Annotated in this window: 14 protein-coding genes; 2 read left to right on the top strand and 12 right to left on the bottom strand. The window is 51.1% G+C overall.

From position 1 onward, the window contains the following. Nucleotides 1-71: 71 nt before the first annotated feature. Nucleotides 72-968 (bottom strand): glycosyltransferase family 2 protein, encoded by an 897-nt coding sequence (locus tag ACTRXG_RS13450; protein ID WP_474285433.1) that lies wholly within the window; start codon nucleotides 966-968, stop codon nucleotides 72-74. Nucleotides 969-1,183: 215 nt separating this feature from the next. Between ACTRXG_RS13450 and ACTRXG_RS13455 the strand changes: the two genes are divergently transcribed. After that, the gene (locus ACTRXG_RS13455) at nucleotides 1,184-2,485 is read left to right on the top strand and encodes a TolB family protein (protein WP_474285435.1); all 1,302 of its coding nucleotides are present in this window, start codon (nucleotides 1,184-1,186) and stop codon (nucleotides 2,483-2,485) included. Nucleotides 2,486-2,536: 51 nt separating this feature from the next. Beyond that, nucleotides 2,537-3,583 carry an NAD-dependent epimerase gene (locus ACTRXG_RS13460; RefSeq protein WP_474285436.1) on the top strand — a complete coding sequence of 349 codons (1,047 nt, stop codon included), beginning with the start codon at nucleotides 2,537-2,539 and terminating at the stop codon, nucleotides 3,581-3,583. Nucleotides 3,584-3,655: 72 nt separating this feature from the next. On the opposite strand, the gene ACTRXG_RS13465 is transcribed toward ACTRXG_RS13460, so the two are convergent. The 11 genes from ACTRXG_RS13465 to ACTRXG_RS13515 all read right to left on the bottom strand — a co-directional run bounded on the left by ACTRXG_RS13465 (nucleotide 3,656) and on the right by ACTRXG_RS13515 (nucleotide 14,882). Next, nucleotides 3,656-4,174, bottom strand: coding sequence for a winged helix-turn-helix domain-containing protein (locus ACTRXG_RS13465; RefSeq protein ID WP_474285437.1), 519 nt, complete (start codon nucleotides 4,172-4,174; stop codon nucleotides 3,656-3,658). Between the two features lie 232 nt (nucleotides 4,175-4,406). Beyond that, nucleotides 4,407-5,174, bottom strand: a complete 768-nt coding sequence (locus tag ACTRXG_RS13470) for a YveK family protein (RefSeq protein ID WP_474285439.1) — start codon at nucleotides 5,172-5,174, stop codon at nucleotides 4,407-4,409. Continuing rightward, nucleotides 5,159-6,325 carry a glycosyltransferase family 4 protein gene (locus ACTRXG_RS13475; RefSeq protein ID WP_474285441.1) on the bottom strand — a complete coding sequence of 389 codons (1,167 nt, stop codon included), beginning with the start codon at nucleotides 6,323-6,325 and terminating at the stop codon, nucleotides 5,159-5,161. Before ACTRXG_RS13475 ends, ACTRXG_RS13470 begins: the two co-directional genes overlap by 16 nt. A 30-nt stretch (nucleotides 6,326-6,355) precedes the next feature. Continuing rightward, on the bottom strand, nucleotides 6,356-7,033 hold the full coding sequence (locus tag ACTRXG_RS13480) for a sugar transferase (protein WP_474285442.1): 678 nt from the start codon (nucleotides 7,031-7,033) through the stop codon (nucleotides 6,356-6,358). A gap of 27 nt (nucleotides 7,034-7,060) precedes the next feature. Further along, nucleotides 7,061-8,338 (bottom strand): glycosyltransferase family 4 protein, encoded by a 1,278-nt coding sequence (locus ACTRXG_RS13485; protein WP_474285444.1) that lies wholly within the window; start codon nucleotides 8,336-8,338, stop codon nucleotides 7,061-7,063. Next, complete coding sequence (locus ACTRXG_RS13490) at nucleotides 8,335-9,441, bottom strand: glycosyltransferase family 4 protein (protein ID WP_474285445.1); 1,107 nt, start codon at nucleotides 9,439-9,441, stop codon at nucleotides 8,335-8,337. Before ACTRXG_RS13490 ends, ACTRXG_RS13485 begins: the two co-directional genes overlap by 4 nt. After that, complete coding sequence (locus ACTRXG_RS13495) at nucleotides 9,341-10,756, bottom strand: hypothetical protein (RefSeq protein WP_474285446.1); 1,416 nt, start codon at nucleotides 10,754-10,756, stop codon at nucleotides 9,341-9,343. Before ACTRXG_RS13495 ends, ACTRXG_RS13490 begins: the two co-directional genes overlap by 101 nt. Before the next feature lie 13 nt (nucleotides 10,757-10,769). Continuing rightward, complete coding sequence (locus tag ACTRXG_RS13500) at nucleotides 10,770-11,675, bottom strand: glycosyltransferase family 2 protein (RefSeq protein WP_474285447.1); 906 nt, start codon at nucleotides 11,673-11,675, stop codon at nucleotides 10,770-10,772. Next, nucleotides 11,676-12,977, bottom strand: a complete 1,302-nt coding sequence (locus ACTRXG_RS13505; protein ID WP_474285449.1) for a lipopolysaccharide biosynthesis protein — start codon at nucleotides 12,975-12,977, stop codon at nucleotides 11,676-11,678. It lies immediately after the preceding gene. Then, nucleotides 12,931-13,929, bottom strand: coding sequence for a GDP-mannose 4,6-dehydratase (gene gmd / locus ACTRXG_RS13510; RefSeq protein ID WP_474285450.1), 999 nt, complete (start codon nucleotides 13,927-13,929; stop codon nucleotides 12,931-12,933). Before gmd ends, ACTRXG_RS13505 begins: the two co-directional genes overlap by 47 nt. Further along, complete coding sequence (locus tag ACTRXG_RS13515) at nucleotides 13,926-14,882, bottom strand: GDP-L-fucose synthase family protein (protein ID WP_474285452.1); 957 nt, start codon at nucleotides 14,880-14,882, stop codon at nucleotides 13,926-13,928. The genes gmd and ACTRXG_RS13515 overlap by 4 nt, the downstream gene beginning before the upstream one ends. Between the last annotated feature and the right edge of the window lie 207 nt (nucleotides 14,883-15,089).

Consider the following 15,089-nt stretch of genomic DNA (forward strand, 5'->3'; position numbering starts at 1 on the left):
TAGTTCCATCCTTTTAGGTCTCCGCTGCACTTTTTTAAATTAACTTTACATATTTTTGTATACGATGTAATTTAAGCGAGCCTTCCGATTAATTTATTTAAAACGACAGGAGGCAGAAGTAAAGCGAGAAGTTTGATCTGCGGATATTGGAGCAGGCCTTTGATCGTCCAGGCTGTTGCAGTCTTGTAGCTGACGCCATGCGTTTTTCTTGCTACATAATGATACCAGTCACTTTTAATGCGCCTCTTCTCAAGCGAAGAAAACGACTCGATTTCACTGTGGTACTTATTAAGAAGGTAGTGAATAGCTTTTCCGTGCAGGTCGCTGCGGCTGCTTATCTGCTTGCCTTTTTGCTTGGAGACTGTATACCTCACGTTGCAGCCTATATCATAATCAACCTCAGTAACCCGAACAAGCCTTATCCAAAGGTCATAGTCCTGCCTTGCAACTGCAGAAGTATCAAAGCCGCCCACCTGTTCAAACAGGTCTTTTCTGACAGCTACTCCGGAGGTCACGCCGATAAAATTATTAAACAAGATGTCCGGCCAGCCGTTACCCCGTTTTTTGGGTTCAATTCTACGCAGTACGACGTCGCGGTCCTCGGCATCAACGATTTTCCGGCCTGTATAAACAAGCCCTACATCCGGCTGGTGCTCGAAAATAGTTATTTGGTCTTCAATTTTTTGAGGCTCCCACGTGTCATCGTCATCCAGAAACATAAGTATATCTCCAGTGGCTTTAGCAGCTCCTTCGTTTCTTCTGGCCGCTCCCCCGAGGCTTTCTTCATGGTAAAAGTATTGGACAGACGACAAAAACCCGCTGTCTGATGTTTGGGATAAATCATAGGAAGACCCGTCATCCATCACGATAATTTCAGCCGGCTGGCGGCTCTGAGCCAGAACACTTTGGATTGCGGCCTGAAGTTCCTTTTGTCTGTTTTTTGTAGTAATAATTACAGAGGCTTTCACATAGACACCGCCTTAAAATTAATATGTATTATCTGCCATAGTATAACACGGGAAATGGTAAGAGAGGCGATCAGAAATTAGAAAGAAAAGGTATATTATCCAGTAGTGCTAATTCATCTATCCATCTATGCTGAAATTCGTTAAAATGATATGTACAGTAAAGTTTTTATTTCTCTCCCTGCTTCTTTAAAATAAACGAAAAGAAAGGAACAATTATGGCCCAATATAGTTTTATTGAAAAGCGACTGGCACGATTGATCGAATCCAACCCGAAAATCAAAAAAACGGCTAAATTTTTGTATCAGCGCGTGCAATACGTGCTTCACCGAAAGAAGAATTTTACATATGAAACGCATCCGCAAGCAAAGCTCGAAAATCCTTATGAACATCTAGGGTTGGAAGCTTCCAGTGCTCCATTATTTTTTGGGTATTACGACAGAAAGCCCTGGAATCCTTCGCAGACACGTCTCGCTTATCATCGTTTAAACGCAGCATCCAACTGGGAGATTGTAGCGCTCGACGGAGAAAAGCAGCAGGAAATCACCGCAGAAACTACGACAGCTTTTAATTTTCAGCAGGGCTCTATGACCTGCTGGCTCGATGAAGAACGCCTTTTATACAACAATTTTGCAGATGGAAATCTTGTGGCCCGCAAGTTTAATGTAAAATCGGAACAGGTGGAAGCCACATATCCCATGCCTCTGCAAACACTTCATCCAGGTGAAAATGCATTTTTATCCATTAATTTTAAAAACTTAACCCGGCTGAACCCTGAATACGGATATGAAGGCGAATCCATGAATCTTCATCCATTTCTTCCAAGAGAAGAAGACGGAATATGGAAAGTGAACATGGATACGCAGAAAACCGAACTTCTTATTACTATCAAACAATTAATTCAGCATAAATTCAGACCGGAAATGGAAGGGGCCGAGCATAAAGTCAACCATGTGATGTATTCTCCTTCCGGTAAACAGTTTATCTTCATGCACCGCTGGATCGGAAAGCAGGGGCGCTACACAAGGTTATATGCCGCATCGGCAGACGGCAGCAACCTGCGTCTGCTTCTGGACGATCGCATGGTCTCTCACTGCTGCTGGTATAACGACGATGAAGTTATCGCCTGGGCGCGGACAGAAGCTCATGGGGATCATTACTACTGGTTGAACACAAATACTTCGGATATTTCTATTTTAGGAGAAGGAGTCTTGGACCAGTACGGGGACGGGCACCCTTCGATATCGCCGGATCAGAATTGGCTGGTCACAGATACGTATCCAGACAAATCCCGGATTCGTCATCTCTTTCTGTATAATTTAAACTCCGGGGAAATTGTGGAGGCAGGACAGTTTTTTGCCCCGTGGGCCTTTGATTTGAGTAAACGAGCAGATCTGCACCCAAGATGGAGTCCGGACGGAAAATACATTTCGATTGATTCTTCGCATCAAGGGGTAAGAAAATCATATATACTCGACGTGTCGTCGCTTATTGGTAAAAAGGGAAAAACGGCTGAATAGAATAATAATACCAGGCAAGCAGAGCTTGCTGATGACTAACGGAGGAACGTAATGATACTAGTAACTGGAAGCAGTGGTTTTATAGGAATGTATGCAGCAGAGCGATTGCTGCAGGAAGAAAAAGAAGTCGTTGGTATCGATAACCATAACGACTATTATGACATTAATTTAAAAAAGGCAAGGCAGGAACGGCTGGCTTCATACGAGAACTTTTATTTTCACGAAATCGATTTGGCCGATACCTCCGCCATGGAAAAAGTATTTTCTGAGCATGAAATAAAAGTAGTTATTAATTTGGGTGCCCAGGCAGGCGTTCGCTACAGCCTGGATCGTCCGGATAAGTACATCCAGTCCAATATTGTCGGATTCTCGAACATTCTGGAAATGTGCCGGCACCATCAGGTGGAGCATCTGATTTACGCGTCTTCGAGCTCCGTGTACGGAGCAAATAAAAAAATGCCGTTTTCCCCGGAGGACGGGGTGAATCATCCGGTCAGCCTGTACGCGGCAACAAAGAAGTCCAACGAGCTGCTTGCCCACACATACAGCCACCTGTATAATCTGCCGACCACCGGCCTGCGGTTCTTTACGGTTTATGGTCCGCTCGGGCGCCCGGATATGGCTTATTTCAAATTTGCGAATAAAATCGTAAACGGCGAACCGATTCAGGTGTATAACAACGGGGACATGATGAGAGACTTTACGTATATCGATGATATCGTGGAGGGCATTGTGCGTTTGATCCCGGCGGCTCCGGGTGGGGACAGCGACTGGGACGCGGAAAACCCGGATCCATCGACCAGCTATGCACCCTACAGAGTACACAACATTGGCAACAACCAGCCAGTATCCTTGATGGCGTTTATCGAAACGCTCGAAAAGCATCTCGGCATGGAAGCCCGGAAAGAATACCTGCCGATGCAGCCGGGCGATGTCCAGGCCACATACGCCAACATCGACAGCCTGCAGAAGGCGGTTGGTTTCAAGCCGGTCACCTCCCTTGACGAAGGCATCGGCAAATTCGTGGAATGGTATAAAAACTATTACCCGGAATATTTCTCTGTGGAAGCCGCTTCGAAAAATAAATCCAACCATTAAACACAATAAACCAGCCTGCCGACGATTGTCGGCAGGCTGGTTTTTGTTCTATGTAATACTTAATAGGTAAACCTATGACAACTGCGGCCTGGCGTTAGCTCTTCCAGGATCAAATCGGTGTACCATAATCAGTGTCTGCTCCATCGCACGTACCGTATCTGGAGTCACGAAGGTAACTTTCATACTGTCCCCGAGCAGCACCTGCTTGCCTGCATCCGGGGAGCCTTCTTTGACTTCGACAATATATTCCAGCCCGTGCGGCGGCTGTTCTTCCGAGGCCATATATACATTCTGCCATTCAGTTTCTGCGAGCAGCTCCTGCATTTGATCCCACTGCACGTAGTTGCGGATGAGCCGGTTCATGTCCTCATACATGTAATGGTCTTTATTCACCTGGTAGTAGCGCCGGTTCTGTACCGGGCGGCCGGTAATAAGCTCCATCTCGCTCAGCCGCTTTAATTCCACGCGTATCGCATTAGCCGAATCGTTGAACTCGCGGACAATTCTCCGCAGATACGTTTCCTCCTCGTATAAAAAAAACTTCACGATTAACCGTAATCTAGTTTTTGATGTCACTAATTGATGCAGCAACGATTTTCCTCCTCCAGCGGCGATAATTTCGTCATACCTATTATTATTCCTCTTCATTAAGCTTACACTCGATTTTGTTCCTATTTAATCCATCGGCTGTTTTCACAGGATTCTGAAGGTCATTTGCAAAGTAATTTCAAAAATCCCTTTTGTTATGTTCTTTTCTTCATGCAGAAAAAAGCGTTGCGTGGTCGCACTACGCAACGCTTTTTTCCCATGTAGAACTATTTCTTTATGAAGTCTTTTGTTTGGAAGCCGTCATGCCTTTACCTTCAGGTTGCGTGATTTCTTCTAATTCAATCACTTCTTCGGACCTGTCTTGTTTTTGATCGGCAATAAAAGTGATAATACCGAGAACCGGGAGGCCCAGTTCGTTTTCAATATCCTCTTCCTCTTTAATCGACCGGTCAAAGTATTCGCGCACAAACGCAAATCCGATACCGATCATCGCTCCAATCAAGAGAGCAAGTGCTATATTAAAAAGCGGCTGCGGAGAGACCGGTTTTTCCACTTCCGAAGCCTTTGCCGGTGCCAACATGCTGACATTGTCCACGCTCATAATCTGCGGCACTTCGCGTTCAAACACCCGGGCGGTTGTATTGGCAATCGTGACCGCCGTTTTCGCGTCCGTGTTCTCCACCGTAATCGAGGCCACCTGCGATTCATTTTCTCCCGCTACGGTAATCTGTGACTGCAGCTCTTCCACGGTTTGATTCAGGCCGGCCTCCTGGATCACCTGCTCGAGAATCGGCGCGCTCATGATAATGACGTTGTACGTGTTGATATATGCCAGGTTTGCTTCCAGTCCGGTGCCGGGAGCTGCGTCCTCCTCCGGCTCCTGATTGATGAGAATTTGTGCCCGGGCTTCATACACCGGCGTAATGAACAAATACGTGTACGCTGCTCCAATCGTTCCTCCAATGATAACGAAGGCCGCGATTGCCAGAGCGTATTTTTTCAGGACACTCAACACCTTTGCTGCGCTCATGGTTTTTTCCATACGACCCTCCTGGGCGTTTGACTTGGAGTGAGATGCGTTTTACGTACGTATTCAAGCAGCTCTGTGAAGGATGCCCGTGACCCGGTAAAGCTCCACTGCTCCGTCAGCCGCCGGGCTTCTTCGGCAGCTCTTTTGCGTTCCAGCTCCGTGAAAGTCTTTTCTATCGCACTGGCTATTTGCCTGCTGTCATCGGGATGGACGGTGTAGCCGTTCACGCCCTCCTTCACGAGATCGTGCGCGCATCCGCAGTTTTCTGACACTATAACCGGCAGACCCGCAGCCAGCGCTTCGTTAACGACCAGCCCCCACGGCTCTATGAGGGAGGGAAGAATAAACGCATCTCCGAGCATATAATGCTGGAACACATCCTCCTGCCGGGACAGAAATCCGGTAATAATAAGCTTCACCCCGGCTTGCCGGGCCTGCTTTTGCAGCTCCTCCTCCTGTTCGCCGCCCCCGATAACGAACACAGTCACTGGTTTTTTCATTTTGCTGACCGCTTCGATCACCTTTGACATGTTTTTAATCGCGATCAGCCGGCCGGAATATACGAGCACCTGCTCCTCCGGCGTGAGGCCGTATTTGTTTCGCAGCTTTTCACGGTAGTAATCGCGATGATGAGCGAGTTCCTGAATCGAAACGCCATCCACTGAGAGGTACTGGTTGTAGATACGTGCTTCCGGATAGCCGAACACGTCGGCAAAGTAGCGTCGGCTCGCCTCCCCGTTCCCAAAAATGGCAGCGGAATGCTCGACCACGAGTGCTTTCAGCTTATGCTTGTAGCCACCGGGCTCCTCCTGCAGCCTTGGGATGCTGATCCCGTCATACAAAAGCACGTACGGCTTCCGGTACATCCGGCACAGGAGACTGAGCGCAATATAGGTTGGCTTTTCATACCCGCCGATCACTATCAGATCATGGGTGCTCACAATATGGTGCAGTCCGGCGTTCATCCTTCCCGCTTTGCCGAGCTGAACGCCGGGAAGATCAATTTCCTTGTACCCTTCAGCCGCAGTCATCTTCCAGGCCCGGTTTTTACTTGGCCGGTCAGTGTAATACACCGTGATTTCAGTATCCGGAATACGGGCAAACTCGTTCCACTGCAGCGTCCGGTACGGTGCACGCAAGTTTGTAACAAAGGCAATTTTCATCTGGCTGCTCCTTTCTATGAGTCTCCCGCTTCAGCTTGCGTTTCTTTTTAATACCATGTTCAGGCAGGTCCAGACGATAATTTTCATATCAAGCACCGTGCTGCGCGTTTGAATGTACAGGAGATCGAGCTGCACCATCTCTTCAAATCCGACACTGTTACGGGCGGTCGCCTGCCAAAGACCGCTGCATCCTGGCTTCACATTCAGTCGCTGCATATGATACTCGCTGTAGTATTTGACCTCCCGTGGAAGCGGCGGACGCGGGCCGACCAGACTCATGTCGCCTTTGACCACGTTCCACAGCTGGGGAAGCTCGTCGATGCTCGTTTTTCGGATCCACCGGCCGACTTTGGTAACGCGAGGGTCCTCGGCCATCTTAAACATCAGACCGCTTACTTCGTTTTGATCCTGCAACGCTTCCCACCGTGCTTCGGCGTCTGTCGCCATCGAGCGGAACTTATACATCGTAAACGGCGTGCCGTCTTTTCCGCAGCGGGTCTGTTTAAAAAATACCGGGCCTTTCGGATCTTCGAGCTTAATCAGCAGCGCAGTTAACGCAAACAGCCAGCCAAGCAGGATGATTCCGGCAGCGGCCAATACAAGATCGGCCAGGCGCTTCGTTGCCCCGTAATACCGCTTCGTCTGTATGGGCTCCAGAGACGGGTGGGCTTCCTTCACAATGCCATCGGCCTGTCGTTTTGTTTCCATCAGCATATTCCCCTTCCGGTTAGATTTTTATGAAGGTTTTGCCTTTGTCCCCGGCATCACGGCTGCCTGCTTCTCGCGCGTCAGATCCTCAAACAGCGTGCGGTACTTTCCGATTGATGCCTCCTTCGTTAATTGCTGGTCCAGATATGACCGTCCGGCTAGCCCCATCACTCTCCGGTCTTCGGCGTCCATGTGATATAAGGCTGCGATCGCTTCTTCCACCGCTTCGTAATCACTCGGCTCTGCCACCAAACCGGAGTGGCTCACCCGCAGCAGTTTTTCCGCTTCGCTGCCCGCTTCAAGCACCCCGATAGCAGGCTTTCCGGCAGCCATGACGCCGTATATTTTGCTTGGTACCGACACGCCCTTGATCCCTTTTTGGTTCACGATTAAATGCACGTCCGCTGCGTTTAACGAGTATTTGATGAATTCGAACGGCTGATATGGCAGAAAAATTACGTTGGTGAGATGATGCTTGTTTACAAATTCCTGCATTTCCGCTTTTTTCGCCCCTTCGCCGATAAATACGAACATCATATCCGGGTAGCGATAAAATTTTTCGGTCAGCCGGATCAGGTTTTCCAGATCATAATACAGGCCGAGGTTGCCGGAATACATGACGATAAATTTGTTCTCCAGGCCGTGAGTGTGCAGAAATTTTCGGACCGCCGGGTGCGTTTTGTCGAGTGGGACAATTTCTTTTTCGTTCGTCCAGTTGTTGATTACGCTGTGCAACGGAGGCTTTCGTTTACCGAACCGTCGGCGGAGCGTCGTCCGCATGTCTTCACCGACAACGACCACATGATCGGCAAAGGCGCAGTTGACGGTATCGACTGCCTTTGCCAGCCGGAGCACCGTCTGGTTTTTTACATAGCCGGCCGCTTCGGCCTGTTCGGGGTTAAAATCCTGGATGTTGTACACGTGCTTGGCCCGTTTGATGAATTTTCCGATGGTGCCGAGCAGACCGCCGAGCACCGGCGGCTGCGAGATCGTGTACACAAGATCCACGTCCTTTTCCCGCCGCAGGGCACGCAGCGCCCGCATAAAGTACAGCGCCACGTATTTGGCCCGGCTCGTCTTCGAGTTTTTATTAACCGGCGGGAGCGGCACGCGAACCACTTTAATCGAACCATGATAATCGACCCCTGAAGGCCCCTGCGCAGAGGCTCCTGCGTATCCGGGCTGCGCAGCGATGACGGTAATGTGAAAGTCCTCAGCCAGCTCCTCGCACAGCTCGGTCATCAGCTGGCCGGTGGAAGCAAGGTCAGGGTAAAAGTAGTTGATTACAAACACCAGTTTTTTCATCCAAGCTTCTCCTTTACTGAAGATTCGGCTGCTTCCGGCGGCGCTGCTTCCGGGACGGCCCTCTGAAATATCTTGTGAATCCGATCGGTATAGTCTGTTTCTTTAAACGAGTGCAGGGCATACGTCCGGTTGACCCGGGCTGTGTTCTGCAGGTCATGGATGCTGATGTCCTGGAGCAGCCGGGCAATGGCGTGCGGCGCCTGCTTGGGGACAAAATAGCCGTTTTCTTCTTTCACAATATCCGGAATGCCAGCATGCTTTGTCGTAACGACCGAGAGCCCATTCGCCATCGCTTCGATGACCGAAATTGGCTGGCCTTCATTCGGGTAGTAGGTTGGAAGTATAAACACATTGCACGTGCGCAGCAGTTCTTTTTTCGCTTCGCCGCCCACCACGCCGTGAAAGACGACGTTGGTTAACTTGTGCTCTTCAACCATCGCCTTGAACCGCTTTTCTTCCTTTGGATCAAAAAAAGCACCCGCAAAATGAAATGTCATTTCCGGGTGATCCTTTGACAGGCTCGCTGCCTTTAGCACGTCCAGATAGCCCTTGGATGCAATAAAGTTACTTAAAAACAGCACGTGCTTGCCGTTCATCGCCTGTATTTTCGTATCCAGCTCCTCCTCGGTGAGCAGTGCTTCCTTTTCCACAAAGTTTTCGCAGATGACAAGCTTTTCATTTGGGATAATCGGCTGAAATAATGCCTTTAAGCTCTCGCTCAGCACGACCACGCAGCTCGCTTTGGGAAGCAGCTGTTCGTTCAGCTTTCGCTGCAGCGGATTCATCTCGCCGAGCAGCTGTTTAAAGTAGCCCCCGTGATAGTGAATAATGACCGGGCGCCTTTTCCCCAGCATGATCGCAAGCAGCAGAAGGTCCCGGGCATTGCCGCCCTTCGAGTGGGAAATCGTGAAGTAAAAAAAATCGCAGTTGGAAGTGGCAAGCTTTCGTATTGTCGAAAAAATACGCTTGTTATTGGTAAGATTGATCTTCTGCATATCGTAATCAGCCTGAAGCTCTTTTGCGTCGGCTATCTTGAAGAGAGCCTTTGACAAACCGTGTACCGGCGGGGGAAACTGGCCGACGAGCGCCGCTTTCGTGCGCATATGCTCTCACCTCCTTGGGGTTTACCAGAAACGGCCGCTTTCGGAGCGGCTTTTCAGCCATAAGCTCGTGAACGAAGAAATACAGGACGGCGGTAATGACCATATAAAACGACATTTTAAACATCGTAATCGGGTCATACGCGAGCCAGCGGGGGAATGTGGTGAGAATGATGATGCCGACGAAAATAAACAGCGGGTGTCGGGCATCCGCCAGTCTGTTCAGGATCACTGCGATCACTGCCGCAATCGCGACGATCCCGCCAAAGCCGAAAAAGTAAAAAAAGTAGCTGGCGATAAATCCGCCGCCCCCGGCCGGCGATATTTCCGACAGGTAATTACTCAGCTCTGCCTGTTCAAACGGAATGCGGCTCGTCGGAAGAAAGATCCGCATCACAAACGCTGCAGCTGCGGCCATCCGGTCACCGGCACCAAGCAGGCCGTCCTGCAGCAGCCCCGAAAACAGAGTGGAGTTGTACAGTACTTCGCCGGCATTGCTCGGCATGTAGCTGCCCTCCGAGTAGCTGCTGAGGCCGAAGTTAATGCTTTCCGGATTTTGCAGATAAAACGAAATATCCGCCCGGATGCGGCCGAACACCATAAACACGTAATAGATGAGACCGCCGCCGGCAAGCATCATCACGGGGGAGAGCCGTTTTTCCCAGAACAGAATAAATAGCAGCATTCCGACCTGGAGCGCTTCGATCCGGCCGCCGAACAAAATCATTTTTGCGATATACAAAAACGACAGCCCGAGCAGCAGGACATTCGCGTAAGGAATGTTTTTCGAGTAGTAGTAGCCGAGTATTATAAACAGCACCACGTACTCCGAAATCGCGAGACTCCCGAAGGTTGCCTGTGAATTCATCCCGTACCCGCCGGACTCCAGAATGTTTTCACCCGATTTCCCGAGCACAATTATGACCGTAATCGCGGCAAGGCTCACAAGGTACAGGGCCCAGTTGGACTTCCGCTCCAGCCGGTCAGCGATATAGACCGGAGCCGCCGGCTTCCGGGTAAACAAATAAAGCACGAGCAGAAACAGCGACATGATCAGAAGCGTTTTATCATAATACATCGGATAAAAGTAATCGTCGTAGTACGTCGTTTTGTACCCACCGTAGTACACGTAGGCGAAGTTCATATAGTACGTGCTCATAAATACCACTAAGAGCATGACGGCCTTAAACCTTCGCAGGTGGTAAATAAAATGAACGATGATCAGCAGATTGGACGCCACCGCGAGAGCGGGGCTGCCGTTAATCAGCAGCAGAAGCGCGATAATCTGCACACATACGAGAACGTATTTCGTAAACATCGGCGTACCTCACTTATCTGCCATGGGTTTTCTGGTACTCCAAATACTTGACTCCTAGCAGGCCGGCCAGGTTACCGGCACCCATATACACATACTGCAGGGCTTTCACCCGCTCGTGCTCCCAGCGGAAAGCGGCCGGCACGTACAGGAGAAGCCCCTGGATGATTCGGCCGCTCCCGACGAGGGCCCGGCTGGCTTTTGCCCTTCGTGCATTCGCTTTTGCCCCGGTGCAAAGGGCAAGCGTGTTGCCGGAGCGGTAGGCCCGCTGCAGCACCCACTGTCTGGTTGTGCGTGTAGCTGGAATCCGGTCAAAAACGATGGCTTCCTCCGCGCAGATCATCGTATACGACTCCTGCTCCAGCTCGGTGAATAAAAACGTGTCGGATCCGCCCGTAAGCGCGAGCGCTTCGTTAAACCGGTAGCGGTCAAAAATACTCTTTCGCATCAGCAGGTTGTTGGTTGCCGCCCGCCGGATCGGATCCCCGGTACGCCGCTCCAGACCGCTAAAAAAGCCGCCACGGATCACCCAATCGGGCGCCTCCTGTTCAAACACGCTCACGACCTTGCCTTCCACCACGTCTGCGTCGTACACGTGACGGGCGACAAGCAGCTGCTCGAGCCAGTCGGACGCCGGCGTTTCGTCATCATCCACAAACACGACAAAATCCGCGTCCCCGGCCAGGCGGACCGACGTGTTTCGCGCCGCCGGTATCCCTCTTTTCGGTTCTACCTCGTAGATGAGCGGATACGGGTAGTTGAGTGGAAGCGTTGCAGATGCGCTCCCTTCGGCGTCGTTATCCACAACGACCACTTTTAATTCGGGGTGGTGCTGGTCCCATTTCTGTGCGGCAATGCCTTCCAAAAGCGCCTGTAATCCTTCCGGACGTTGATACGTAATAATACATACCGCAAGCTTCATTTATTCCTCCCTCTTTTCCACGACGGGAATGTCTGCTTTCATTTTCAGCAGCAGAATAATGCTGAACAGCAGCTCACTAAGCATAAGCCCGATGAGCGCTCCCGCTTCCCCGAACGCCTGGACCGTTACGGCGGTCATGCCTACCGTAATGACGGCAACAGTCATGCCTGATTTGGCGAGCATTTTAAAAAACAGTGCCGACTGAAAATAATTGGAGTAGTTGACGCGAATGAGCTGAAACAAAAATACGAGCATCCATAAAAGCACATATTCCTGAATGCCCTGGTACGCTTCCGGAAACGCTCCGGAGGGCACGACGGAAAGAGCGGCCATCAAAACGAGCGTATACACGAGCAGAATAGCGACCGAAGCTCCCATCCCCTGATACATTAGCGTCTCAGCCCGACCCGGCCGTTCGCGCACCATCGCCTTGCTGAGGAGTGGTCTCATTACGTTGCTCCAGCTCGAGATAATGAGCACAATCGGCGTCATAAGCAGCTTGGCCGCCGCAATATAGGCGACTTCGGTAACACCGAGCATCAGAAAAAGCAGCAGCAGGTAGGTGTTTCCCTGCAGCCAGCTGCTCGTTGCCCCGAACAGGCTCCACTGCGACAGCTTCCACGTGTCACGGAATTTCTTCCGGATTACCTGCTTCGGCGGTAGATGCACTGTGAACTGGTACATTTTTTTAACTGAAACGAGCAGCGAAGCCACACCGGTGATTAAAAACATGAGCGATACGTACACAATATCTGTATACACAGCCGCGCCGATCGCTACGAGTGCTGCCACAGCATAGACGCTATCCCGTTTGAGCGCTTTCTGGGGCAGCAGCTGCGCGTACTCTTCGGTGCGGAAATATTCCCGAAGCAGCAGCAGGCAGACCGCGAGCGGCAGCACCCAGAGGGCCGCTCCGTCCATACTTATCACACCGCTGAAATACGTAATGATCATCATCGAAAGAAATACGACAACTAAAAACAGCAGAAGCACCGCAAACAGGCTGCGCCGGAGCAGCACGGCGTCCTTTTCTTCAAGCTTCGGAGAAAGCACAATCATCGGTGTATTAATCAGCGCGTTCTGTACGCTTAAAAACAAAAAGAAAATGCCCATAAACATCGTATAAAATCCGTAATTTTCCGGAGAGCTGAAATACACAAAGGCGAGACCGATCGTAAAGTTCACGCCGCTCAGCGCCGCCTGGTCCAGAACGGTGTAGAAGGCTTTGCCGGAAATGTTTCCGGCAAGCACTTTCTTAAGAAGTTTCACGATAGATTGGCCGTATGTTTTGGCGGCTTCCATAATGGTTCAAATCGCTCTCCACCATCATTTCCACCAGCTCCCGGAATCCGACCTCAAGCTCCCAGCCGAGCTTTTCCTTCGCCTTCGTGCAATCGCCGAGCAGAAGGTCCACCTCCGCCGGCCGTACAAATTTCGGGTCGGTCACGACGTAGTCGCGCCAGTCGAGGCCGACGTACTCGAACGCAATCTCCACTAGCTCCTCCACCGTATGCGTCTCCCCGGTGGATATCACGTAGTCATCGGGTTCATCGCTCTGCAGCATGAGCCACATTGCCTTCACGTAGTCGCCGGCGTAGCCCCAGTCGCGTTTGGCGTCGAGATTGCCCATTCGAAGCTCACTCTGGAGGCCAAGCTTGATACGGGCAGCGGCGTCGGTTACCTTGCGGGTGACAAATTCCATGCCGCGCCGTGGCGATTCGTGGTTAAATAAAATACCGGCGCAGGCGAACATATCAAAGCTTTCCCGGTAGTTGACGGTAATCCAGTGGCCGTACGTTTTCGCCACCCCGTACGGACTGCGCGGCCAGAACGGCGTCGTTTCCGTCTGCGGTGTCTCAAGCACCTTGCCGAACATCTCCGAGCTTGAGGCCTGGTAAAAACGGGCGTCCGGCTTGGCAATGCGCACCGCTTCCAGCATGTTTACCACGCCGACGGCGGTAATCTGGCTCGTCGCTATCGGCTGCGGCCAGGATGTGGCTACAAACGACTGGGCGGCCAGGTTGTACACCTCATCCGGCTGCGCCTGCTGCACGGCGCTGATAAGAGAGGACAAATCGGTCAGGTCGCCGTCAATCCATTCAATCTGGTCCTTTACATGTTCAATGTTTTCAAAGTTCGGTGTGCTCGTCCGGCGCCGGAGGCCGTAGACCGCGTAGCCTTTGTCGAGCAGAAATTCCGCCAGATATGAGCCGTCCTGGCCGGTCACCCCGGTAATGAGTGCTGATTTTGTCATAGAGAAGCAGCTCCTTTGTTTGGTTGTGCCGCCTGGCCGGTGTACCAGTCGTAGGTTGTCTGCAGCCCTTCGGAAAGCGAAGTTTTCGCCTCCCAGCCGAGACTGTTCAGACGGGTGACATCGGTGCGTTTCCGGAAGGTGCCGTCGGGCTTCGTCGTGTTAAACGTAAAATCCCCCTCGAAGCCGGTGACACGTTTGAGCGTCTCGGCAAGCTCCCGGATGGAGAGATCCTGGCCGGTGCCGATATTCACCATGCCGGTGCCACCATACTCGTTCATCAGAAAGACGCACGCATCGGCCAGGTCGTCTGCGTACAGAAATTCCCGGCGCGGCTCGCCCGTCCCCCATATTTCCACCGTGGGCTCCCCATTGATTTTCGCTTCGTGGCATTTTCGCATCAGTGCCGGCAGCACGTGCGACGTTTCCAAATCGAAATTATCGTTTTTTCCGTACAGGTTCGTTGGCATCGCGGCGATAAAACGGGTGCCGTACTGGCGGTTGTAAGCTTCGCACATCTTCAGGCCGGCAATTTTGGCCACAGCGTACGGTTCATTCGTCGGTTCAAGCGCGCCGGTCAGGAGCGCATTCTCCTGAATCGGCTGCTGGGCATGTTTTGGATAAATGCACGTACTGCCTAAAAACAACAGCTTTTTCACGTTGTACTGATAGGCTGCATCGATAACATTCGTCTGAATATACAGGTTATCGCGGATAAAATCTGCCGGATAATCGTTGTTGGCAGTAATGCCGCCAACCTTCGCGGCTGCTAAAAACACGTAATCTATCGAAGAGGACTGAAAAAAAGCGTCTACATCATTTCGGTTTCGCAAGTCAAGCTCGCTGCTCGTCCGGTACACCAGGTTGGTATATCCTTCCTCCTGCAGCTTCCGCACAATTGCAGAGCCTGCCAGCCCCCGGTGCCCGGCTACATATATACACGCATGTTTTTCCACTGGTGATCCTCTTTTCCTGTAAGATTTTGGCGTTTTGTAATACCTGCATCTATTCAAAACAGATGACTGAAGTCGGAATGCCAATGGTCTGTCTTTTCATCTGCAGCAGCGTTGTATGCGCAGCTGCCGCAGTTAAACCGGAGGCATTGAACCTCTCCTCACGCAGCGCTGTTGACGATGAACGTCTAAGGCTTTCAAAAAAGCCCT

The sequence above is a fragment of the Marinococcus sp. LNSP9103-4 genome (assembly GCF_056034345.1).

Coding starts and splice junctions, on each gene's coding strand:
- ACTRXG_RS13505 (WP_474285449.1), bottom strand. CDS start 12,977: ATGGAAGCCGCCAAAACATACGGCCAATCTATCGTGAAACTTCTTAAG.
- gmd (WP_474285450.1), bottom strand. CDS start 13,929: ATGACAAAATCAGCACTCATTACCGGGGTGACCGGCCAGGACGGCTCA.
- ACTRXG_RS13480 (WP_474285442.1), bottom strand. CDS start 7,033: ATGGAAACAAAACGACAGGCCGATGGCATTGTGAAGGAAGCCCACCCG.
- ACTRXG_RS13500 (WP_474285447.1), bottom strand. CDS start 11,675: ATGAAGCTTGCGGTATGTATTATTACGTATCAACGTCCGGAAGGATTA.
- ACTRXG_RS13460 (WP_474285436.1), top strand. CDS start 2,537: ATGATACTAGTAACTGGAAGCAGTGGTTTTATAGGAATGTATGCAGCA.
- ACTRXG_RS13455 (WP_474285435.1), top strand. CDS start 1,184: ATGGCCCAATATAGTTTTATTGAAAAGCGACTGGCACGATTGATCGAA.
- ACTRXG_RS13495 (WP_474285446.1), bottom strand. CDS start 10,756: ATGTTTACGAAATACGTTCTCGTATGTGTGCAGATTATCGCGCTTCTG.
- ACTRXG_RS13485 (WP_474285444.1), bottom strand. CDS start 8,338: ATGAAAAAACTGGTGTTTGTAATCAACTACTTTTACCCTGACCTTGCT.
- ACTRXG_RS13475 (WP_474285441.1), bottom strand. CDS start 6,325: ATGAAAATTGCCTTTGTTACAAACTTGCGTGCACCGTACCGGACGCTG.
- ACTRXG_RS13490 (WP_474285445.1), bottom strand. CDS start 9,441: ATGCGCACGAAAGCGGCGCTCGTCGGCCAGTTTCCCCCGCCGGTACAC.
- ACTRXG_RS13470 (WP_474285439.1), bottom strand. CDS start 5,174: ATGGAAAAAACCATGAGCGCAGCAAAGGTGTTGAGTGTCCTGAAAAAA.